A 21,563-nucleotide genomic window follows, 5' to 3' on the forward strand; every position below is an offset into this window, starting at 1 on the left:
TGGCCTCATAAGCTATTCACGCTCTATTTGTTCCAAATGTTGCACGACTTCCGGCCAAATCAATGGTGTTAGTGCGTTCTTCAGGGATAAGCTTTGCTCTGAAAACGCCAGACTTCCATCTTCTTGGCACTGCAGTAGTTCATTTTCACGCAAGGCATTGACAAAAGTAGACAGTACATTTTTGTCGTAAAACTCGGGCGAATGTAAACCAAATAGCGCGGATAGACGCTCAGCCACGGTCACGCTTTGTCGCTCCAACTGTGCTCGCCCGATGGTTTGTTCTATTTCTAATACTCTGAGTACCACCGCGTAGCGTTGCCAAGTTTCCTGCATGGTTCTGCTGAGTAGCCATGCAGTATGAAATCTTTTGCTGGTAGCTTCGGGTGGTGACAGTTGCCCGTTCTTATCTAATAAAAAAGCATGTTTAACAAAATAGTCGAGTAGTGCTTCGGCATAGTCAAGCGCTTCTTGTGAACTGTGGTGCATGAAGAATTCTCTCTTAAGCAAGGGAAACAGTGTTTCTACCAAACTTAGCACTTGTGATTTTTGGGTGTACTGAGCACTAAAAACTGCCGCCAAAACCAAACTCGGAATACTGAACATGTGGATGATGTTATTGCGATAAAAGGTGAGATATACCGCTGCGTTTTCTTTTGGCGACACCATCGTCCCGTACTTATCATCATATTGTTTAAATCTGTTTAGTGCCAGTGTGCGGTCAACAAGCTGCTGAGCCGTTTCTTTTGGCAATGTGGAATCATCGCTGTAGGGCACAGCAGAAAATAGCGCCAAGTAATCTTCAATCGCCTGTGTCAGTTCTTTTTTGCTCATCACATGGGTTTTGGAACTTAACAAGCTAAGCGCCAAAATAGCGGTGCCATTGATGGCAGAAGCGCGATTAATGCGCGTCATCACACTGTCGGCTAATTTATTGACAACGGGTGTGAGCCACTTTGGCTTTTTGTCGTTGGCATCCTGTTGCTGTCTCCATTCGGACTCAGCTTCATCTAAAAATTGACCAATTTGTATTGGATCACCAAAGTTAACAAAGCCATGCCCATAATTTTTTAACTTGCGAATGGCGGAAAACACTTGCGTAGTGGATTCTTTCTTTTTGTTTTTGCCACGCAGTTCTTTCATGTAGCTTTTGACTTCCATGACATGCTCATAGCCGATGTACACCGGTACAATCGAGACAGGGCGGTTTACGCCTTTGGTCAATGCTTGCAGGGTCATCGCTAGCATACCAGTTTTAGGTGGAAGTAAACGCCCAGTGCGACTGCGGCCGCCTTCGGGGAAATATTTAACCGAATAGCCTTTGTTAAACAAGAGCTCAAGATATTCACGAAATACTGCCGTATAAAGTTTATTACCACCAAAACTTCGCCTTAAAAAGAAGGCTCCGCCTCGACGAAAAATAGGGCCTGCTGGCCAAAAGTTAAGATTGATACCCGCTGCTATATGTGGTGTCACTAAACCTTCATGATAAATGACATAGGTGAGTAGCAAGTAATCCATGTGGCTGCGATGGCAGGGAACGTAAATGATCTCGTGCCCGTTTTGCGCAAGCTCTCTTACGCGTTCGGCGTGGCTCACGTCTATGCCATCATAAATCTTGTTCCAAATGCGAGTAAGTACCCGATCCCCCATACGGATCAGTCCTTCTCGATAGTCCGCGGCGATTTCGTCGATATAAGATAAGGCTGTTTTCTTGGCTTTGTCGCTACTGATACCTCGCTGCTTTACTTCATCATGTAAGGCATTTTTTACTGCCTCCGACCCCAGTATCGAGTTATAAAGAGTGGCTCGTTCTAGCAAAGTGGGACCACTCAGGGTTTGTCGCTTGCGTTGAAAGTGGGTGCGGGCGACTCTCACTAGCTTTTGCGCAATTTGTTTGTCACTTCCATGCAGATCTGCTAGCTGTCGAGTTGACACAGCGGGTGAATAACTTACAAAGTTGTCTCTGCCAAAAAACAACACAATGAAGGCCTTTCGCAACCAGTTAGGGGAGGCCTTGCTCGCGAGTAATTGGGCAAAACCTGAGTTTTCTTTTCCGGCCGACCGACCCCAAGTAATGAAAACAGGCACCACCTGAAGATCCAGATCGGGATTAACGCGATGAATGTGGAACAATTCAGTGAATATATCTTCGATAGCGGTTTTTTCTACTTTCCGCGTTAATATGCTCTGTGGTCGCTCTAAAAAGTAGCGCCTTTTTTGCAATGTGCCGGCTACTTCGATGATATCGTGTGGGCTGGGTAAGCCCAAAGCTTTGGTCGACTTATCAAGCGCGAGTTGATCGGTAAACGACTCGGTTTGCAGTAAAAAAAGAATCGGTTTTCTTGTATCGATACCTAACTCTGATTCGACATCCGCGGGCACGCTTTTAACCGATACCAGCCATCCAATTGTTTTTGAAAATATCCACCGAAATGCTGTTCTTATCGAACTCATTGTTATTTAAACCTTAAAAAATTACATTGCGCGTGTTTGGGAGAGTGCTCTTTGCTTTTGGATATATAAAGCACAAGTATCGGGCGGTGTCTCCTCAATGCTTAGGGATGCAATACTTAAAGCCAAAAAGGCATGGATGCCTTTTTGGAGGCCCCATGGAAGGGTATAAGGTGACTTTAAGTATTGCATCCCTAAGCATTGAGGAGATACCGCTTGTTACTTACGCTCAGCAAAGACCAACTGAACGCAATAGTACCATGAACACAAGTGCTTACCCAAAGTAGTATTTTTGCCACTATTTGCAGCAAATAGTATATGTTCTAATTATTTGTGCGTAAAAACAAAGATTTAAAGTTGCGTTTTTTACTACCCTGCGTATACTTTGTGTATAACTGTATAGAAAAACAGGCTGTTTATGCGTCCACTAACTCCAAGACAACAAGAAGTACTCGACCTAATAAAGAGTACAATGATAGAAACGGGCATGCCGCCTACGCGAGCTGAAATTGCTAGACAGTTAGGTTTTCGCTCGGCTAATGCTGCCGAAGAGCACTTAAAGGCGCTAGCAAAAAAAGGCGTAATCGACATACTGCCCGGTACTTCTCGGGGTATCAAGCTGAACTGCGCCCTAGACGATGAAGCCGAAGAGGGTCTTCCTCTTATTGGTAAAGTAGCGGCGGGTGAACCGATTTTGGCGCAAGAACATGTTGAATCACATTACAAAATAGATCCTGCAATGTTTCATCCTGGGGCAGATTTTTTGTTGCGTGTAAGTGGGATGAGTATGAAGGATATTGGCATTATGGATGGTGATTTACTTGCTGTGCACAAAACCCAAGAGGTGCGCAATGGTCAAGTTGTCGTCGCGCGAGTAGATGAAGACGTTACGGTTAAACGTTTTGAGCGAAAAGGTGCGCAAATTTTACTCCACGCTGAAAACGAGGAATTTGCGCCGATAAAGGTTGATTTGGCCACACAGTTTTTTACGATAGAAGGTCTTGCAGTGGGGATCATAAGAGATTCTGTTGATTTTTAAAATTTTACAATAAATTTACACAAACCGTCTAACAAGGCGGTTTTTTAATTTGCAAATGTCTAAAAAATGAGCTGTTAACAATAAAGATCGAACATCTTGTTCATTTTTTATAAAAAATGACTAGACGCCACTCTAAAACTGATTAATGATTGTACAGTAATTCACAAGTCGATAACAAAAATTACATGTTCCTTTTCTAATTGAAGTGCTGAGGAACGAAGCATCGATCAAATCAGAAGGGAGAGTAGTGTGAAGTCGCTGAAATTTTTAGTAGGTTCCTCTCTACTAATAGCATCTTGGTTCAGTGTGGCGCAAAGTGCAGCTGAACGTTCTGACCTTAACTTGCGTTCCGGTGTGACTGACATCAGTGCTCAAGTCTACAATTTACATATGTTGATGTTTTGGATTTGTGTCGTCATTGCCGTTGCAGTATTCGGTGTGATGTTTTTTGCAATGTTTAAACATCGTAAATCTACGGGGCATAAACCTGCCAATTTTCATGAAAACGTCAAAGTAGAAATAGCATGGACCATCGTTCCCTTTTTAATCCTTGTAGGTATGGCGATTCCAGCAGCCAGTACTTTACAGGACATGGAAGATACCACTAAGCCTGATATGACCGTGTTGGTCACAGGCTCGCAGTGGAAGTGGCATTACAAATACATGGAGAATGAAGTGGAATTCTTCTCTGTATTAGCTACCCAACGCGAACAAATCGAGAATAAATTTACCAAGGGCGAAAACTATCTTCTGGAAGTAGACAGGCCATTGGTTATCCCTACCGGACAAAAAGTACGTTTTCTCATTACGTCTGATGATGTCATCCACAGTTGGTGGGTACCAGATTTTGCTGTTAAGAAGGATGCTAATCCCGGATTTATCAACGAGGCTTGGACAAGAGTGAATGAGCCTGGTATCTATCGCGGACAATGCGCAGAACTGTGTGGGAAAGACCATGGCTTTATGCCGGTTGTGGTTATTGCGAAGGAACCGGCTGAATACTACAAATGGATCAATGAACAAGAACAAATTGCTATTAAGCGCAAAGAAGAAGAGCAGCGTTTACTTGCCATGAACATGAGTATGGACGAACTCATGAAGCAAGGTCAACAAACTTACAATGCAGTTTGCGCGGCTTGCCATCAGCCAAATGGTGAAGGTTTACCCGGTGTATTCCCGTCTCTAAAAGGGTCAGCGCTCATCTTAAATGACAAACAAGCACACATCGACATTATCGTGAATGGTCGTGCCGGCACCGCGATGCAATCATTTTCAAAGCAACTGACGATGTCTGAGATTGCTGCTGTTGTGACGTATACGAGAAACGCATGGAACAATAATACTGGCGACATGGTGCAAGCAAAAGACGTGAACGCCATCATGGTAGGAGAGTAGGGGATCACTATGACTTCAATAACTGACCCAATACAAGAACCAAAAACAGGCAGTGATGCACACGATGACCACGCGCATGACGATCACCACCACCATATTCCAAAGGGCTTATCGCGCTGGTTACTCACCACTAATCACAAAGACATAGGTACATTGTATCTGTGGTTTGCGTTTATTATGTTTTTGGTCGGTGGCGCGATGGCGATGGTCATTCGTGCTGAACTGTTCCAGCCAGGCTTGCAAATTGTTGACCCCAACTTCTTCAACCAAATGACAACTGTACATGGACTAATCATGGTATTTGGTGCCGTGATGCCAGCTTTTACTGGTTTAGCGAACTGGCTCGTACCCATGATGATTGGCGCGCCTGACATGGCGCTGCCGCGCATGAACAATTGGTCATTTTGGATATTACCGTTTGCCTTTTTAATCTTGTTGTCTTCGCTATTTATGGAAGGAGGCGGTCCTTCATTTGGTTGGACTTTCTACGCGCCACTCTCGACAACGTATAGCGGAGACAGTACGGCTTTATTTGTTTTTTCTGTGCACATAATGGGTATTAGCTCAATCATGGGCGCAATCAATGTCATCGTAACGATATTTAATATGCGCGCGCCTGGAATGACCTTAATGAAAATGCCGATGTTTGTTTGGACGTGGTTAATCACTGCATTCTTGTTGATTGCTGTCATGCCTGTTCTTGCTGGCGTGGTGACCATGGTTTTGACGGATAAGTATTTTGGTACAAGCTTCTTTGACGCTGCTGGTGGCGGTGATCCGGTTATGTTCCAACATATTTTTTGGTTTTTTGGGCATCCTGAAGTCTACATTATGATTTTGCCTGCTTTTGGTATCATCTCGCAAATAGTGCCGACCTTCTCTCGTAAAAAGCTATTTGGCTATGCATCAATGGTGTATGCCACAGCGTCGATAGCCTTACTCTCTTTTGTAGTCTGGGCGCATCATATGTTTACCACGGGTATGCCAGTCGAATGGGAAATGTTTTTCATGTTCGCCACTATGTTAATTTCAGTCCCCACTGGGGTAAAAGTATTTAACTGGGTGGCGACGATGTGGCGCGGTTCAATCAGTTTTGAGATCCCTATGCTATTTGCTATTGCCTTTATTGTCTTGTTCACCATTGGTGGGTTATCTGGGCTAATGCTGGCAATTACACCGGTTGACTTCCAATACCATGATACCTATTTTGTCGTCGCCCACTTCCACTATGTATTGGTTACCGGAGCGGTATTCTCAATCATGGCTGCGGTTTATTATTGGCTGCCCAAATGGACGGGACGCATGTTTGACGTGACATTGGCAAAGTGGCACTTTTGGTGTTCGCTGATTTCGGTCAATGTTTTGTTTTTCCCCATGCACTTTGTCGGATTGGCCGGCATGCCCAGACGCATACCTGACTATGCCTTGCAGTTTGCTGACTTTAACCAGTGGATCAGTATTGGTGGCTTTGCCTTTGGGTTGTCGCAGCTTATTTTCCTTGTACTAATCGTAAAAGCCTGCAAAAAGCAGGGTGAGCCAGTATCTGACCAAGTATGGGATGGTGCTGATGGTTTAGAGTGGGAGATACCTTCGCCGGCACCTTATCATACCTTCGATACACCGCCTCAGGTTAAATAATAGCACCTAGTGCTGTAAGGAAGTGGAGGGATAGATGCCAGAAGCCGAAACCAAGTCACATATCGATAAGGTGCATCTCAAGGGTGAGCAGTACCCTAGCCATGGTCGTACGGTTGCAAAACTTGTATTTGTAGTCATTGGGATGTTTGCTTTTGGCTTTGCCCTTGTGCCCTTGTACGATGTTTTTTGCGACATTGCGGGTATCAATGGTAAGACAGGCGACAGTGCGGCAGTGTATAAGCCGCAACTGGTAGATGAATCACGCCTTATTACGGTCGATTTTATCACGCGGACTAACGGTGGCATGCCTTGGGAGTTTTCAGTACAAACAAAGAGTATTGAGGTGCACCCTGGAAAATTGGCCAAGGTCGATTTTTATGTGAAAAACCCCGCTACCCGAGATATCGTCGCACAAGCCATTCCATCCATTTCTCCGGGAAAGGCCGCACTGTATATGAACAAAACAGAGTGCTTTTGCTTCAATCATCAACCCCTAAAGGCTGGTGAAGAAGCGATTATGCCGATGACATTTTTTATCGATCCGCAATTACCTAAAGACATCACTTATTTTACTTTGCAATACACACTTTACGATATTACTGAGCGCCTTGATACGCCAGAGATTGTAGCAATGAACAGTAGCCTAGGGAGATAGCAATGGCTGAGCAAGAATACCAAAAATATTACGTGCCCGAACAAAGCATTTGGCCAATTGTCGGTGCCGTCGCGCTATTTCTAATTGCCGTTGGAGCGGGTAACTATGTAGTGGAAGTATCTAAGGGAAAAGAGGGATTAGGTGGCTACATACTTGTCTTGGGATTAATTACCTTATTAGTGATGGTGACAGGATGGTTTAAAAATCAAATTGATGAATCCATGAGTGGTTTGTACAGCGCTCAGTTAGGCCGTTCCTATCGACAAGGGATGGCGTGGTTTATATTTTCTGAAGTGATGTTTTTTGCTGCATTTTTTGGTGCCTTGTTTTACACCAGAATTATCGCGGTGCCTTGGCTAGGTGGCGCTTCAAACAACGCCATGACTAACGAAGTCCTCTGGCCTACTTTCGAGGCGATGTGGCCACTGTTGACGACGCCGGCGGGAACGGAAACCACTGCTATGGGTTGGAAAGGCTTGCCTGCCATAAATACCATAATTTTAGTCGTATCTTCTGTTACTTTGCATTTTGCGCATGTCGGCCTAGAGCAAAATAAGCGCAAGCAATTATCTGTAATGTTGGCCGTGACCATTTTGTTGGGCTCTGTGTTTTTGGTCTTACAAGTATGGGAATACATTCATGCATACAGAGATTTAGGTTTAACTCTGCAGTCGGGCGTTTATGGCAACACTTTCTTCATGCTGACAGGCTTTCATGGCATGCATGTGACTCTGGGAACCATTATTCTTATTGTATTGTTTTTTAGGGTACTCAAGGGACATTTTACGCCAAAAGAACACTTTGCGTTTCAGGCCGGTAGTTGGTATTGGCACTTTGTTGATGTTGTTTGGTTGTTGCTGTTTTTCTTTGTTTACATTTTGTGAGCGAGTGCGGAGGAAAGGAGAGCAGCCTACCCGTGATTGTTGGGTAAATTTTTTAGTAAGGACGCGGATTGGGAGTGATTAGGCCTGTTGCCATCGCAATCAATAAAATGATCATTATGGCAGCTGAAGTTAGCACTCTACGACCAATATATTTACTCATGGGTTCTTGGCTATCTCCTTTGAGCATAATCATCATGGCTTTGAATAAGTTAAAAATCATAAAAACAAGCAAGGCGCCCACGGTAATTTTGACGAACAACATGTATTTTATCCCTGTGTTTGTCACCACTGGTGAAGGCCAAAGGTGAGGCATAGTTATCGTTCAGTATTATTAACCATAGTCGCAATTGCTTGTATTGTCACGATGTTTGCTTTGGGTTTTTGGCAGTTGGAACGAAAAGCACAAAAAGAGCAACGCATACTGCAAATTGAGCAACGGCAAGATGCAAACCCTTTGCGTTTAGAAGACGTCGTCAAAGCTCCGGCGTCACATCTTGACTTTACTCTGTCCTTAAGCGGGTTGGCACTAAACAAGCTGTTTTACATAGACAATAAACTGTATGAGGGCAGAACGGGTTATCATTTGATTCAGATATTAAAAACCAATACCGGAAATGTGGCAGTCAACCTCGGTTGGGTAGCGGGAGAATCGACTAAGCGGATATTGCCTGTGGTGGATGTGATGGAAGGACATGTCGATGTTTCAGGTGTTATCGCAATGCCAAGCAATAACATCTTCGTGACCGAGACGAATACTGCTTATGGTGAGTTTCCCGTTCGCTTACAACAGCTTGATATTGCATTGATGGAGAAGTTTTTAGGTGAAGATGTATTGCCTTTTGTTGTACTTGCGAATGCAGAAGCGGCTTCGCCTTTTATTCGCGAATGGCAGCCTGTTGTAATGCCGCCCGAAAAGCATCTTGGCTATGCTATTCAGTGGTTTGGCTTAGGTATTGCGGGCTTGAGTGTTTTTATTGTTGCCTTAACTAAACAAAAATAGCCTGAAATTCAGTCGTTTTACTTGGTGCTGATGATGTGGAGGAAAAGTGAATGAAGATACAACGACACAAAATGAGTATTGTCATGTTGGTGGTCGTGTTTGTGCTGCCCGTTGTACTTGCAAAATTAGCTTTGGATCAGGATTGGTTTGACAAAGGTTCAACGAATAGAGGTCAATTGCTGCAGCCTACGATAGATGCTACTGCACTGTTGCAAGAAGCAGAAAAAAAATGGCACTTCGTTTATGTACTTCCAGCAGAATGTCAACAGGAATGTAAAAATGCAATCTATGCTATCGGACAAGTCAAAGCCGCAGTGGGGAGAGAAAGTAGCCGAGTAAATGCGGTATTTTTGGCGACTGAGCACAGCGATCCAGATTCGGTAGCATTACTTGAAAACAGCGATGGACTTGAGTTGTTACATAAAGATGCAAATGATGTTAATAAAGTATTTAAACATGCAGATGTTAATGCTATTTTTATTGCTGATACTTTAAACAATTTAGTGCTTTCGTATCCGAGTGTTGCCAATAAAGACCAAGCAATCATGGATAGTCGGGATATGTTGGCTGATTTGAGAAAACTGTTAAAACTCTCTCGAATCGGTTGATGCGCAACAGGTGTAGCAAGAATGAGAAAACTCGCGCTGTTCAGTATTTTTCTAGCTTTCGTGGTGATAGTACTCGGTGCATACACGCGTCTGACTGATGCGGGCTTAGGCTGCCCTGATTGGCCTGGCTGCTACGGAAAGCTACTCGTTCCTCAAGCCGCTGATCAAATAGAAGCCGCAAATCATGCTTTTCCTGAGCGGCCGTTTGAAGCCGAAAAAGCTTGGAATGAAATGATCCACCGTTATTTTGCCGCGGCATTAGGTTTTTTTATATTGTTGATTTTTTTTGCTGCACTTATTAGGCGCTTCAGAGGAAAAACAGGGCCGTTTTTTTTACCCTTCTTATTGCTCTTAATGGTGATATTTCAAGGTCTGCTGGGCATGTGGACCGTCACATTAAATCTCTTACCCGTTGTGGTGATGGGACATTTATTGGGTGGCTTTACGGTGCTCTCGTTATTGTTCCTATTGTATCTCCGCCTGACACCCTATCGAATACCCGGCGGTGATTCCAAGATTCGCTATTTAGCTAAATTTGGTGCTTTCGGCATTTTTTTGTTGGTGGCTCAGATTGCATTAGGCGGCTGGACTTCAGCAAACTACGCCTCGTTGGCATGCACAGAGCTTCCATTTTGTGAAGGAAATTGGGTGGCAAAGCTTAATTTTGCGGGAGCGTTTAGCGTACCCGCTGCAGACAACTACGAATTTGGTGTGCATCCTTATGAAGATAGGATGACCATGCACGTCATGCATCGATTAGGGGCTATTGTTGTTTTTATTTATTTTTGTTGGTTAGCTGTTGCGCTTTGGAGAAAGTCAGAGTCGGGCTTAATCAAGCGCTTGTGTTCATTGCTGGTCGTCGTGCTGGGCATTCAAGTTGCCTTGGGTTTAAGTAATGTTGTGTACTCTTTGCCTCTATCTGTAGCGGTTATGCACAACGCTATGGCTGCATGCTTACTACTAGTGATGATTTTGATCACTTACACGATGTACCGAAAATATTAACTGATTACCTATTGAGAGAGCGAGGATCGAGTCATGGCAAAGCAGGCGGTTTTATCAAAAGGCATTGCATCGCACTCAGGGTGGAGAGACTACTATGAACTTACCAAGCCTAGAGTGGTCATGTTGTTACTACTCACAGCACTGGTGGGAATGTGTTTAGCGACGCCATCTTGGCTTGAACCTCAAATTTTAATTGCTGGCATGCTAGGAATAGGCATGTTGTCTTCATCAGCGGCAGTCGTCAATCATGTTGTCGATCATAAAATAGACAGCGTAATGGCGCGCACCTTTAATCGACCAGTCGCTAGAGGAAAGGTATCACCAAGACGTGCACTTGCTTTTGCATTGGTACTGGCTATCGTGGGTTTTTTTGTACTGGCTGTGTATGTAAATATGCTAACAGCATGGCTAACTTTAGCTAGCTTAGTCGGGTACGCATTCATCTACACCATGTACTTAAAACGCGCTACACCGCAAAACATTGTCATTGGTGGATTGGCAGGCGCGACACCGCCTTTGTTGGGTTGGACTGCCGTCACAGGTGAAATTCATGCATATGGGCTGTTGTTGGTACTTATCGTCTTTACTTGGACGCCCCCCCATTTTTGGGCCTTGGCCATCCACCGTGAAAAAGACTACGCCAAAGCAAACATCCCGATGTTACCCAACACCCATGGTATTGCGTTTACCAAAACATGTGTTTTGCTATATACTGTACTGCTTTGTTTGGTTTGCGCCTTACCTTATTTGGTTGGTATGAGTGGGGGCATTTACCTCATGGGCTCGAGTATTTTAAATGCTTGGTTTGTGTACATGGCATGCAAGTTAAAATTTTTTCCCTCGAAAACAACGGCAATGGATACATTTAAATTTTCAATCTTGCATCTAATGCTTCTCTTTGTCTTACTTTTGCTGGATCATTACCTATAAAAAATAGGTAAACCAAAAAGCAGTGGAGAGATTGATGCAAAAAAAGTGGGTAATATTGTTTGGCGCAGTGGCATTGCTCATAGGGATTTATTTATCGAATGCTACGGGCGTAAAAGATGTAGCAAAGCCTTTACCCCTATCCGAGCGGACGCAATACTTGCATTGGTATCCAGAACCTCGGCAAATCACAGAGTTTAACATTACCCAGCACAACCAATCGCCAATGAACAAGCAAAGTCTGATAGGCAAGTGGACACTGGCTTTTGTAGGCTATACTTTCTGCCCTGATATCTGCCCCGTTACATTAGCTGAAATCAATAAAGTTTATCCTGAATTGAAGGCACTAGCGGCAGATAGTCCCTTACAGGTCTGGTTTCTTTCTGTCGATCCAAAGCGGGATACGATTGAGCGACTTAATGAATATGTCAGCTATTTTAATCCAGATTTTGTTGCTGCCACGGGTGATCACGAACAATTGTTTCCATTGGTAAGAAGTATGGGGATGATGTACTCGATGACTACGAATAGTGACGATCCCAACTATCTTGTAGATCATAGTGCATCTATAGTCGTCATCAACCCAGAGGCCAAGGTGGTTGGAAGATTTAAGCCCGTTCACGAGCCGGGAAAAATAGCCACAAGTGATATGCAACAAATATTGAATGATATGCCCCTATTACTTAGTTCGATGTAGGTATCCCTTTGCTAACCCTGAGACAAGGTGAGCTTGAACAAGCGGATTTGCTTGTTCCTCTGATTTTAGCTTCAGCACCAGAGTTACTTGCTTACATATTCGGTTCAACAAAAGACGCAGAGTCGTTTTTAAAAGCTGCAGTTGCGCAACACGACGGACAATTCAGCGCACGACGACATCGCGTGGCTACTATGAACCATGAGGTCGTTGCTTGTGTAAGTATTTGGCACGCAGACATGCCTGTGGAATTTCACGATGGTACGCTGCAGAGTATCGCGCGGTTTTTAAGTCCCGCACAAATGACGCATGTAATCAGTATTAATCCTTTACTCGTAGATTTGTTCCCGCCTCCGACTGCGAGTGAGTTGTGTTTGGGGCATTTGTCTGTCCGGCCAGATTTTCAGGGGATCGGGGTAGCGAGTAAGTTGTTAAGCTATGTTGTGCGCCAAGCAAGGCAGATGAGCAAAGAGCTGCTTGTGCTTGATGTCGACGAAAACAACGAGGCCGCGTTGGCCTTTTACGAAAAGTGGCATTTCAGACAAGCAAAACGCACTTATTTTCCTCCTACTGAACAGTTTTTTTTGCGTTTGGTGCTCCCACTAGACTCGGTTGGCTAACCAGTCTCCATCTTGTACGCAAATTTCAATTGCTTTACTCCAAGTACTCTCCATTTTCTTTCGGTACGAAAAACGCTTGGCTGTACCAATAAAAACGGCCCTTTTGCGTAAGACTGGGTGCGGTGCAGTTTACTCGTGTGCGGCCGGGCGAAAATTCATGAGTAAAGTTAACCGTGATTTCCATAGCCTTGTTTACTTTGTTTGTTGTTACTGGCAAGGCTTCACCATTAAAGTAACAGGCAAAGTGTTGGTAATGCATATCAGCGGCAGAGAGAATACCGACGTTTACATCAAGCGGCGTTGTGGTCAGTGTGTATTCTGCCAGCTTTGATCCTGCTTGCTTAACTGGGTCTTGTATGGAGCTAGTCTCAATTGGCATAGGCAAGGTGTGCATTTTAAGCTTTAGCGTGTTTAGGTTGGCGTATATACCGGCGGCAGGAAAACGGGGTAAAGCACCAAAATCAGAGTATTCCGCTACCGCACCAGAGTGCTGGGCAAAACCAATGTAATCCAAGTCAAGCAAGGCGTTTTTTAGCACAGTGTTATACTCGCCATATGGGTAGGCTAACCACTTTTTACTGTAGCCAAGTTGCAATTCAATTTTTTTCTCAGCATTTTGGATGTTCGCCAATACTCGATTTAGCCAATCTTGTTCGCTTTCGTTGGCTATTCTTTCTGCTAAATGAATATGATCCAGCGTGTGGTTTGCAAAGGTTGCCAAAGGCATCATGCTTTTTATTTGCTGCCAGTTGAGTTGCAGATAGCTATGCGCTAATTCGTCAGGATTGATAAAGACGGTATAGGGCATAGCGTACTTGGCTAATAAAGGATGAGCGTTTTCAAATATACTTAGATATCCATCGTCAAAGCTAATGACTACTGCATTTGAAGGGAGGGATTTTCGATTTAAAACAGCGTCAAGTGCTTCTTCTAGGCTGATAACAGTATGATGTTCACTGATATATTGTAGATGCTCTGCAAATATTGCGGGTGGTGTCGATGTAATCGCGGGTGTACTGTCACTGATATGATGATATTGCAAAATCGTAAATGATGCATGTTGCAGACTAGTTTGCACTGACTCTTCTTTACGCGCACTGTCGCTAACAAAACTCATCAACAACAATGTGATCAACATCATCGCTTGATATACTCTCATTCTTTCGCCTTATAATTTTTAGACCCTAATAGGAACATGCGTATTCAAATGTTAGCACCGCAGACACAGCTTAGGCATAAACGGCTTCTTAGCATCGCTTTTCCACTTATTGTAGCAAATATTACTACGCCCTTGTTAGGTCTGGTTGATACCGCAATTTTAGGTCGCATGGGTGGGCTGCACTATTTGGCGGGGGCAGCCGTTGGCAGCCTGATTATTACTCAGTTGTATTGGGTATGTGGTTTTTTAAAAATGTCGATTACTGGACTTAGTGCTCAAGCTGACCCTACTCGTGCACAAAGCAAAGTAAATGTCGTTGTGCAGGGCGTACTTGCGAGTATATTGTTAGCCATTGTCATATTGTTGCTCAATCCACTTATTTTAAAGGCTGGTCTTTGGTTTGTAGGGGAGCAAGGACTAACTAATCAGAGTACAGTCGACTATTTCGAAACGCGAATATGGGGAGCTCCCGCAGCACTAACTAATTTAGTGCTCATTGGTTGGCTAGTGGGGCAGCAGCTCACGCGGTCAGTCCTCATCATTCAGGTGTTTACCAATATCATCAATATTATTGCAAGTCTTGTATTCGTCTACTTTTTTGATTGGGGCGTAACGGGCGTCGCTGCGGGCACCTTGGTGGCGGAATACGCCAGCGTAGTGATGTGTTTCAGCTTGGTGGTAAAAGCCTTGTCTGGACAGGCCTACGATTTGAATTTACCAAACCTTGCGTCTTTACTGAGACTTGCCAGTCTGAATGCAAATATATTTATTCGCAACTTAGCACTACAGTTTACTCTTGCTTTTGTCACCTTGATTGGGGTGGGCTACGGCACTGAGGCCGCGGCGATGAACGCAATTTTGATGCAGTTTTTCTCGCTGATTGCACTAGGTTTAGATGGGATCGCCAATGCCGTTGAATCACTGGTCGGGCGTGCAAAAGGACAAAAAGACTTTGTGTCACTAAAAAAAGAGGTCAACACAGGATTGATATGGTCGAGCATCATTGCCCTTCTATATACCACTGTATTCTATGTGTTTGGTGACGAAATTTTGCGCTTGCTTTCGAACAACGAAGACCTTTTTATTTTGTTTGAGGACTATCATGTCCTCGTCCTTCTTTTGCCTCTAGTCAGCCATTGGTGCTTTTTATTTGATGGCGTTTACGTGGGGCTGACGGCAGGTAAAACCATGAGAAACACAATGTTGATAAGCACACTTTGTGTATTTTTACCTACGTATTACCTGAATAATAGCTCAGGTAACATGGCACTTTGGTTAGCGCTCCTTGCATTTTTGGCTAGTCGAGGCGTATTGTTGTGGGGCGATTATTACTTGAATACTCGCCGTTATCCCCATACAAGGCTATTTGGTCAACCTTAGCGCCTTGTACATTTACTAATAATATGAATGTTCACCGGCTTGGTGCTCGGTTGCGTCCTTGACAGCGGTTATTTCTCCTGCAAACTGCTCTAACATCTGTTTTTCAATGCCGTCTTTTAGGGTTACATCGACCATTGAACACCCATTACAACCGCCTCCAAATTGAAGGATTGCTGCACCCTCTTCCGTTATTTCAACTAGCATAACTTGACCACCGTGGTTAGCCAATTGAGGATTGATCTCCGTTTCTATCAAGTAGTTTACGCGATCGACCAATGGCGCGTCGTCAGCCAATTTGCGTGCTTTAGCGTTGGGTGCCTTTAGTGTGAGTTGCGAGCCCATTTGATCGGTGACAAAGTCAATTTCGGCTTCTTCTAAGAAAGGTGCACTTTCTTCATCAATCACGGCATCAAAGCCATTAAATGGCAATCTGATATCCGTTTCTTCAACGGCTTCAGGTGGGCAGTATGACACCCCGCACTCGGCTTTAGCTGTACCGGGATTAACAACAAATACACGAATGTTTGTGCCTTCTTGTTGTTGCGAAAGTAATTTTCCAAAATGTTCTTGGGCTTTTTCAGAAATATTAACCATAAGGACCTCATCAAACGAATTGTCATTAGTATAACAAAATTACTTGAGTAAAACAGTCAAGTATTTCTTAGTTTTGTCCATTTAGCAAAAAATTGCGTATCATATTGCGAACAATAAAAATGATAAGGACAGATTGTATGCTGCGTGTGTTAAGCAGTTTTGTACTTTTACTACTTTTTGCCGGTAGTGTGGGGGCAAGCCACCCGAATATCAAACAAAAAGATCAAGATTACTTGCCTTCTGGGGAATATAACCCTGATATACCTACGCCATCCGAGGTATTGGGCTATACAGTGGGTACATGGCATGTACGCCATGATCAAATAGTGCGGTATATGGAGGTTTTGGCTGAACGTTCGGATAGAGTATCCATGGAAGTTACTGGCTACACACACGAACAGCGCCCACTACTGTTGCTGACTATTACAAATCGAGCGAACCAAGACAATCTCACCAGTATTAGAACCAAGCATATACAGCGTATACAGGATGGCTCAGCTGCCTCAGAAAGCGATCCGCTAATTTTCTATATGGGTTATTCTGTGCATGGTAACGAGCCTTCTGGCGCAAATGCAGCTTTACTTTTAGCCTATTATTTAGCAGCCTCAGAGGATCAAGCTGTCGACACCTTGTTGGCCGAATCTGTGGTTTTACTTGACCCAGTAATGAATCCTGATGGTTTATCCCGCTTTTCGCAATGGGCAAACATGCACAAGGGCTACACGCTTGTCGCAGACAAACAGCATAGGGAGCATCGCGAACACTGGCCCTCGGGCAGAACCAATCATTATTGGTTTGACTTGAATCGTGACTGGTTGTTGCTTACGCATCCAGAGTCCAAAGCAAGGGTGGCACAATTTCAGGCTTGGCGTCCGCATATATTGACCGATTTTCATGAAATGGGCACAGACAGTACGTACTTTTTCCAGCCGGGTGTCCCTAGTCGCAAAAATCCTCTTACGCCGGATACTAACGTCACACTCACTACCGAACTGGCCAAGTTTCACGCTAAAGCACTTGATGATGATAAGCAGCTGTATTTTTCACAGGAACGCTTTGATGATTTTTACTATGGCAAAGGGTCTACTTATCCGGATGCCCATGGCAGTATCGGTATTTTATTTGAACAAGCCAGTAGTCGTGGTCACAAACAAGCTTCGATAAACGGCGATCTTGACTTCCCGCGCACCATTCAAAATCAATTGACCACTTCTTTATCGACCTTTGAAGGAGCTTTGGCAAATAAAAACGCTATTCTCGCCTATCAACAACAGTTTTATCGAGAAACTCAGCAGCGTATTAAAGACGATGATATTAAGGGTTATATCATTCGCAAAGGAAAAGACCACTCGCGTTTTGAACGCATGTTGTCAATTTTACAAGCGCACAATATAACTTGGATGAGCTTGTCTAAGGACGTGTCCATCGAACAACTCAATTTTACCGCGGATAACAGTGTTTTTGTCCCTTTGGATCAGTTGCAATATAGATTGATTCGATCTTTGTTTAGTGAGCGTAAAGAGTTTCCCGATAACACTTTTTACGATGTATCAAACTGGAATATTGCGCTGGCCTTTAACTTAGAATATGCGGCGGTTAGCAACTCAGTAAAAAGAAAAATAAAGACCAAAGCATATCACCCAGCTACAGCACAAGCCTCGTCTATTAACACTGACGCTGTTGCTTTAGTGTATGAGTGGTATGACTACAAAGCCCCTTTACTTACCCAGCACTTACTTGATGCTGGTTTGAAATTACGTGTAGCAGGAGAGGCGTTTTCTTCTATTGAAGCAGGTACACGTATTGATTTTGGTGCAGGGACAATCGTTATTATTGCTGCTGCCAACGACTTGACGAAAGCGAGCGAACATATCGCACGTTTTGAAAAAGAGCATGGCAGCATGGCAGTAAAAAGTATGAGCAGTGGCTTTACTCTAGAGGGGGTTGATTTAGGTAGTCCATCCATTGTGCCTCTTGAGAATCCCTCGGTATTGCTGGTGGGCGGTAAAGGCACATCCCAGTACGAAGTGGGAGAAATCTGGCATTACTTGGATACGCGAATCGGTATTGCTGCCAGCCTAGTAGATTTGTCTGATCTGGGGACAATTGATATTACGCAGTATAGTCACATTATATTTGCCTCGGGTAACTATGGTACTGTTTCTGGCAAAACAAAAGAAAAACTATCCCGTTGGATAAATCAAGGCGGAGTGATGATTGGTCAACGTACAGCCGTCCCTTGGTTCGTAAAAAACGCATGGTTAGAAAATGAAGTTTTATCCAATGAAGCGATAGATAGAGCTTTCGATACCAAAGAACTCGCGTTTAAAGACAAAGCGGCACTGAGGGCTAAAAAGCTGGTGGCTGGCGCATCTTACGAAACCGAAATCGATTTAAGCCACCCTTTGTTTTTTGGCTTTTCGTCCTCGCGACTCCCTGTGTTTAAAACCCACAATTTTGTTTTAGAAAAAATTGATGACCCTTTTAGGGATCTGGCGCTATACCCTGAATCTCCGTTGTTGGGCGGGTTTACCGCTCCAGAAATGCAAAAATTGATTGAGAAAAGCGTGGCAATAAATGTGAGTCCCAAAGGACAAGGTATCGTGATCAGTTTTGTTGATAATATCCATTTCAGAGGGTATTGGGACGGCACAAACAAACTTATGGCAAATGCTATATACATGTCTGGGTTGATGAATTAGTCCCCTTTATTCGACTTTCGTCACTGCCATACACCAGACAGAAATTTTTATATCTGGTGTATGGCTGCGTATACATTCGCACAGGTTGTACATACTAGCGCCGGTTGTAATCACATCTTCGACAATACCAATATGTTGTACCTTGATAGGCTCGCGAAGAGAAAAAGCGTCGTTTGTATTGGCCAGTCGTTGCTCTCTGCTTAGTCGGCTTTGTTGTTTGGTGTGTCGGTGCCTTATGACAGGTTGAATAATGGGTATTTTATGGTAGCGATTTATTGCTTTGGCAAGCAGCCAAGACTGGTTGTATTGCCGTTGCATAAAGCGCCAAGATGAGATTGGCATGGGCATTAACGCTTCAGGTAATGCTTCGAGCTGCGAAAGTCGATGAAGTACATAAGTCTCGAAAAAAGTACCTAGAATATCCGCCACCAATGGCTTTTGACTAAATTTAAGTTGATTTATCAGTGATGCCAAAATGCCATGGTGGTAAGCAATAGCTCTTAAATTATTGTAATTAATTGATAGTAGGCGCTTACTAATAAATTCTAACTCTAATAAGTCCATACCCGGCACAGGAAAGTGCGCGAAATCTGTGTCGTGCAAACAATAGTCACAAACAAGCTCATTAGATTCTTGATCACAAATGTAGCATTGGCGAGTACCGAGCGAACCGATAATTTGTTGGCATATTAGCGGTAGTCGCTTTACCATATATGAACACTTTCTTCGTTTTTCTCTATACAAGTTTACTATGCTCTCAAAGCAAGCGCCCCCGACCAAAAGTACTGAATTTAATATTGTTTTTATCCATGGTTGGGGCATGAATAAAGGCGTATGGGAAGCTATTTTTCCGCAACTTGATAAAATGCAACAGGCTTTACGTGAGCAGGGCATAAACGGTAATTTGCAATTTGTTGATTTACTTGGCTACGGTGAACGGGCAGAAGTCGGTAAAGGAAAAGAAGTCGCAAGTTTTGATTTACAGTCCTTATGTGACGATTTGAACCTGAGAGTGCCGAAAAATGCGATACTCGTGGGATGGTCTCTAGGAGGACTTGTGGCGAGTCAGCTTGCCGTCAAGCGAGAGGACATAATGGGGCTAGTCACAGTCTCATCTTCTCCAAAGTTTGCAGAAACGGAAGATTGGCCAGGTATAAAAGTTGATGTGCTCAAAAAGTTTAAATCACAATTGGTCGAGCAAACGCAAAGTACAATCAAGCGTTTTATTGCGATTCAAAACATGGGCATTGACAATCAGCGACAGCAAAACAAGTTAATTCAAGATAATATTTTTAAATATCCTGCGGCTTCTGGCTCTGCCCTATCTGATGGTTTAGACATACTACTAAACGAAGATTTACGATCTACTTGGTCAAGGATCACTTGCCCGCATCTTGCCATATTTGGTTATTTAGACAGTCTTGTTCCTCGCCAAGTTATTCCGTACATTCAGGCTTGCACTAGTCATACCGAGGTTGAGGTGTTACGCAAAGCGGCTCACGCGCCTTTTTTATCTCACACTGAAGCATTCATCGCATCGCTACAACACTTTTTATTAAACTTGGCCGTGATAAAAAACTAAAGTTTTAGAATTTGCTGCCGATAACTCTTTGAAGGTCTAAGTTTGTAGGTGATGTAGGTGAAATTATGATCGACAGTTTGCAATACAGCAGTTTGCCTGATGCTTTTAGTTCAGGTCTTAAAGCGTATCAACAAGGCGCGGCTTTGGTGCAAGACGGCAGTGCAAACTTATCGCAATCCAATCATAAGACAATCGACATAAATCGTGCCGCGGTCAATCTTATTGCCGGTGGTATTCAAGCTGATGCTGCCGCAAATGTTATTAAGCGCGCAGATGGGATGATCGGTACGATCATCGATACATTTGCCTAGTCACCGTTGATGATGAACGCGCTCTCTACTCTCCCCAACTTCGATAGCACACGCTATGGCAACTTTGTCGGTATCAGTGTGGCTAAATCTGAGCAAGAGACAGAGCAACAAGCGCAGGCAGTGTCAAAGACGAACGAGCGTATTAATGGCGATGTTGCTGGTTCAAGTGATAGCGTGACTATCTCAGAGCAAGGTAGAACAAGATCTGAGCAAGCATCCTCCGTATCTTCTTCTGACAATGACAGTAAACAAAAGCAAGATCCGAATACCTTGAGCGAAGAAGAACAGCAACAAGTCAAAGAGCTAAAACAACGCGACGCAGAAGTCAGGGCACATGAGCAAGCACATGCAGCTGTAGGGGGGCAATATGCGGGTGCGCCAAGCTATGATTATCAACGAGGTCCCGATGGTAATCGCTACGCCGTGGGCGGAGAAGTACAAATTGATGTAGGGGAAGAAGAAGACCCTGAGGCCACTATTCAAAAAATGCAGGTAGTGCGTCGCGCAGCTTTAGCGCCGGCCGAGCCGTCTTCACAAGACTATAAAGTAGCCGCAGAAGCCTCGCAAAAAGAAATAGCAGCAAGGGCTGAGTTAGGCAAAGAGCAAACGGCAGAGCGCAATGGAGATACCGAACCCTCTGACCTAAAAGACACGGTATCTGATCAAAATGTTAGTGAATCTCGGTTACAGCAAACGCTTCAGATAAAACAGTATTTATCTGTGCAAAAATACGAGTAAGTTTGAAAACGCGTAGTTAGGTTTTTTTGCCGCTATGGGCAGAAATTGTTTTCCATTAGCGCCAATCTATTTCATATTCAAAAAGGTCATTTGTGTTCATCGTCAATAGCCACTCGATGCACATAAAGCTGAAAAAGCAGGAAAGATAGCGGCATCAAGACAGCCGAAAAGAATTTGAACT

Annotated in this window: 21 protein-coding genes; 16 read left to right on the forward strand and 5 right to left on the reverse strand. The window is 43.8% G+C overall.

Features of this window, described 5'->3' with window-relative positions; all coding sequences use genetic code 11:
• Positions 1 to 12: 12 nt before the first annotated feature.
• The gene (plsB, locus tag ACFOHL_RS13195) at positions 13 to 2,454 is read right to left on the reverse strand and encodes a glycerol-3-phosphate 1-O-acyltransferase PlsB (protein WP_376920703.1); all 2,442 of its coding nucleotides are present in this window, start codon (positions 2,452 to 2,454) and stop codon (positions 13 to 15) included.
• 415 nt (positions 2,455 to 2,869) lie between these two features.
• Here plsB and lexA point away from each other — a divergent pair, with 415 nt between their 5' ends.
• The 5 genes from lexA (at position 2,870) to ACFOHL_RS13220 (ending at position 8,062) form a co-directional block, all read left to right on the forward strand.
• Entirely contained in the window at positions 2,870 to 3,490 is a 621-nt protein-coding gene (lexA, locus tag ACFOHL_RS13200; protein WP_376920704.1) for a transcriptional repressor LexA, read from the forward strand.
• A 258-nt stretch (positions 3,491 to 3,748) separates the two neighbouring features.
• Complete coding sequence (coxB, locus tag ACFOHL_RS13205) at positions 3,749 to 4,885, forward strand: cytochrome c oxidase subunit II (protein WP_449189033.1); 1,137 nt, start codon at positions 3,749 to 3,751, stop codon at positions 4,883 to 4,885.
• Positions 4,886 to 4,894: 9 nt separating this feature from the next.
• A complete protein-coding gene (ctaD, locus tag ACFOHL_RS13210) occupies positions 4,895 to 6,523 on the forward strand; it encodes a cytochrome c oxidase subunit I (RefSeq protein ID WP_376920706.1) in 1,629 nt (542 codons plus the stop codon).
• Positions 6,524 to 6,557: 34 nt separating this feature from the next.
• On the forward strand, positions 6,558 to 7,178 hold the full coding sequence (locus tag ACFOHL_RS13215) for a cytochrome c oxidase assembly protein (protein WP_376920707.1): 621 nt from the start codon (positions 6,558 to 6,560) through the stop codon (positions 7,176 to 7,178).
• A gap of 2 nt (positions 7,179 to 7,180) precedes the next feature.
• A complete protein-coding gene (locus ACFOHL_RS13220; RefSeq protein ID WP_376920708.1) occupies positions 7,181 to 8,062 on the forward strand; it encodes a cytochrome c oxidase subunit 3 in 882 nt (293 codons plus the stop codon).
• 52 nt (positions 8,063 to 8,114) lie between these two features.
• Here ACFOHL_RS13220 and ACFOHL_RS13225 read toward each other — a convergent pair whose 3' ends face one another.
• Positions 8,115 to 8,321, reverse strand: a complete 207-nt coding sequence (locus ACFOHL_RS13225) for a DUF2909 domain-containing protein (protein WP_376920929.1) — start codon at positions 8,319 to 8,321, stop codon at positions 8,115 to 8,117.
• Between the two features lie 45 nt (positions 8,322 to 8,366).
• Here ACFOHL_RS13225 and ACFOHL_RS13230 point away from each other — a divergent pair, with 45 nt between their 5' ends.
• The 6 genes from ACFOHL_RS13230 to ACFOHL_RS13255 are packed head-to-tail and all read left to right on the forward strand — an operon-like array spanning position 8,367 to position 12,916.
• Complete coding sequence (locus ACFOHL_RS13230) at positions 8,367 to 9,062, forward strand: SURF1 family protein (RefSeq protein WP_376920709.1); 696 nt, start codon at positions 8,367 to 8,369, stop codon at positions 9,060 to 9,062.
• Positions 9,063 to 9,112: 50 nt separating this feature from the next.
• Positions 9,113 to 9,670, forward strand: a complete 558-nt coding sequence (locus ACFOHL_RS13235) for a hypothetical protein (RefSeq protein ID WP_376920710.1) — start codon at positions 9,113 to 9,115, stop codon at positions 9,668 to 9,670.
• 21 nt (positions 9,671 to 9,691) lie between these two features.
• Positions 9,692 to 10,675, forward strand: coding sequence for a COX15/CtaA family protein (locus ACFOHL_RS13240; RefSeq protein ID WP_376920711.1), 984 nt, complete (start codon positions 9,692 to 9,694; stop codon positions 10,673 to 10,675).
• Positions 10,676 to 10,708: 33 nt separating this feature from the next.
• Positions 10,709 to 11,605, forward strand: coding sequence for a heme o synthase (gene cyoE, locus ACFOHL_RS13245; protein WP_376920712.1), 897 nt, complete (start codon positions 10,709 to 10,711; stop codon positions 11,603 to 11,605).
• Between the two features lie 31 nt (positions 11,606 to 11,636).
• Entirely contained in the window at positions 11,637 to 12,299 is a 663-nt protein-coding gene (locus tag ACFOHL_RS13250) for an SCO family protein (protein ID WP_376920713.1), read from the forward strand.
• Between the two features lie 8 nt (positions 12,300 to 12,307).
• The gene (locus ACFOHL_RS13255; RefSeq protein WP_376920714.1) at positions 12,308 to 12,916 is read left to right on the forward strand and encodes a GNAT family N-acetyltransferase; all 609 of its coding nucleotides are present in this window, start codon (positions 12,308 to 12,310) and stop codon (positions 12,914 to 12,916) included.
• Between the two features lie 34 nt (positions 12,917 to 12,950).
• Here ACFOHL_RS13255 and ACFOHL_RS13260 read toward each other — a convergent pair whose 3' ends face one another.
• The gene (locus ACFOHL_RS13260) at positions 12,951 to 14,075 is read right to left on the reverse strand and encodes a polysaccharide deacetylase family protein (RefSeq protein WP_376920715.1); all 1,125 of its coding nucleotides are present in this window, start codon (positions 14,073 to 14,075) and stop codon (positions 12,951 to 12,953) included.
• Positions 14,076 to 14,123: 48 nt separating this feature from the next.
• Here ACFOHL_RS13260 and ACFOHL_RS13265 point away from each other — a divergent pair, with 48 nt between their 5' ends.
• Positions 14,124 to 15,455: an MATE family efflux transporter gene (locus ACFOHL_RS13265; RefSeq protein ID WP_376920716.1), complete on the forward strand. Its 1,332-nt coding sequence runs from the start codon at positions 14,124 to 14,126 to the stop codon at positions 15,453 to 15,455.
• 15 nt (positions 15,456 to 15,470) lie between these two features.
• Here the strand turns inward: ACFOHL_RS13265 and nfuA are convergent, their stop codons facing one another.
• Positions 15,471 to 16,049: a Fe-S biogenesis protein NfuA gene (gene nfuA / locus ACFOHL_RS13270; protein WP_376920717.1), complete on the reverse strand. Its 579-nt coding sequence runs from the start codon at positions 16,047 to 16,049 to the stop codon at positions 15,471 to 15,473.
• Between the two features lie 137 nt (positions 16,050 to 16,186).
• Between nfuA and ACFOHL_RS13275 the strand changes: the two genes are divergently transcribed.
• Entirely contained in the window at positions 16,187 to 18,751 is a 2,565-nt protein-coding gene (locus tag ACFOHL_RS13275) for a M14 family zinc carboxypeptidase (RefSeq protein WP_376920718.1), read from the forward strand.
• A gap of 6 nt (positions 18,752 to 18,757) precedes the next feature.
• Here the strand turns inward: ACFOHL_RS13275 and ACFOHL_RS13280 are convergent, their stop codons facing one another.
• Complete coding sequence (locus ACFOHL_RS13280; RefSeq protein ID WP_376920719.1) at positions 18,758 to 19,462, reverse strand: ComF family protein; 705 nt, start codon at positions 19,460 to 19,462, stop codon at positions 18,758 to 18,760.
• Between the two features lie 40 nt (positions 19,463 to 19,502).
• On the opposite strand from ACFOHL_RS13280, the gene bioH reads away from it, so the two are divergent.
• The 3 genes from bioH (at position 19,503) to ACFOHL_RS13295 (ending at position 21,382) form a co-directional block, all read left to right on the forward strand.
• Positions 19,503 to 20,333, forward strand: coding sequence for a pimeloyl-ACP methyl ester esterase BioH (bioH, locus tag ACFOHL_RS13285; RefSeq protein WP_376920720.1), 831 nt, complete (start codon positions 19,503 to 19,505; stop codon positions 20,331 to 20,333).
• Between the two features lie 65 nt (positions 20,334 to 20,398).
• Positions 20,399 to 20,644 carry a hypothetical protein gene (locus ACFOHL_RS13290; protein WP_376920721.1) on the forward strand — a complete coding sequence of 82 codons (246 nt, stop codon included), beginning with the start codon at positions 20,399 to 20,401 and terminating at the stop codon, positions 20,642 to 20,644.
• Between the two features lie 9 nt (positions 20,645 to 20,653).
• Positions 20,654 to 21,382 carry a putative metalloprotease CJM1_0395 family protein gene (locus ACFOHL_RS13295; protein ID WP_376920722.1) on the forward strand — a complete coding sequence of 243 codons (729 nt, stop codon included), beginning with the start codon at positions 20,654 to 20,656 and terminating at the stop codon, positions 21,380 to 21,382.
• Positions 21,383 to 21,563: the final 181 nt, after the last annotated feature.

The sequence above is a fragment of the Agaribacter flavus genome (genome assembly GCF_042646125.1).
In the GTDB taxonomy this organism is placed as follows: domain Bacteria; phylum Pseudomonadota; class Gammaproteobacteria; order Enterobacterales; family Alteromonadaceae; genus Glaciecola; species Glaciecola flavus.

Bases quoted from the DNA above. Each gene is read 5' to 3' on its own strand.
- plsB (WP_376920703.1), bottom strand. From the start codon at position 2,454: ATGAGTTCGATAAGAACAGCATTTCGGTGGATATTTTCAAAAACAATT.
- ACFOHL_RS13265 (WP_376920716.1), top strand. From the start codon at position 14,124: ATGTTAGCACCGCAGACACAGCTTAGGCATAAACGGCTTCTTAGCATC.
- ctaD (WP_376920706.1), top strand. From the start codon at position 4,895: ATGACTTCAATAACTGACCCAATACAAGAACCAAAAACAGGCAGTGAT.
- ACFOHL_RS13290 (WP_376920721.1), top strand. From the start codon at position 20,399: ATGATCGACAGTTTGCAATACAGCAGTTTGCCTGATGCTTTTAGTTCA.
- nfuA (WP_376920717.1), bottom strand. From the start codon at position 16,049: ATGGTTAATATTTCTGAAAAAGCCCAAGAACATTTTGGAAAATTACTT.
- ACFOHL_RS13295 (WP_376920722.1), top strand. From the start codon at position 20,654: ATGATGAACGCGCTCTCTACTCTCCCCAACTTCGATAGCACACGCTAT.
- bioH (WP_376920720.1), top strand. From the start codon at position 19,503: ATGCTCTCAAAGCAAGCGCCCCCGACCAAAAGTACTGAATTTAATATT.
- ACFOHL_RS13235 (WP_376920710.1), top strand. From the start codon at position 9,113: ATGAAGATACAACGACACAAAATGAGTATTGTCATGTTGGTGGTCGTG.
- ACFOHL_RS13220 (WP_376920708.1), top strand. From the start codon at position 7,181: ATGGCTGAGCAAGAATACCAAAAATATTACGTGCCCGAACAAAGCATT.
- ACFOHL_RS13260 (WP_376920715.1), bottom strand. From the start codon at position 14,075: ATGAGAGTATATCAAGCGATGATGTTGATCACATTGTTGTTGATGAGT.
- ACFOHL_RS13215 (WP_376920707.1), top strand. From the start codon at position 6,558: ATGCCAGAAGCCGAAACCAAGTCACATATCGATAAGGTGCATCTCAAG.
- ACFOHL_RS13280 (WP_376920719.1), bottom strand. From the start codon at position 19,462: ATGGTAAAGCGACTACCGCTAATATGCCAACAAATTATCGGTTCGCTC.
- lexA (WP_376920704.1), top strand. From the start codon at position 2,870: ATGCGTCCACTAACTCCAAGACAACAAGAAGTACTCGACCTAATAAAG.
- cyoE (WP_376920712.1), top strand. From the start codon at position 10,709: ATGGCAAAGCAGGCGGTTTTATCAAAAGGCATTGCATCGCACTCAGGG.
- ACFOHL_RS13240 (WP_376920711.1), top strand. From the start codon at position 9,692: ATGAGAAAACTCGCGCTGTTCAGTATTTTTCTAGCTTTCGTGGTGATA.
- ACFOHL_RS13275 (WP_376920718.1), top strand. From the start codon at position 16,187: ATGCTGCGTGTGTTAAGCAGTTTTGTACTTTTACTACTTTTTGCCGGT.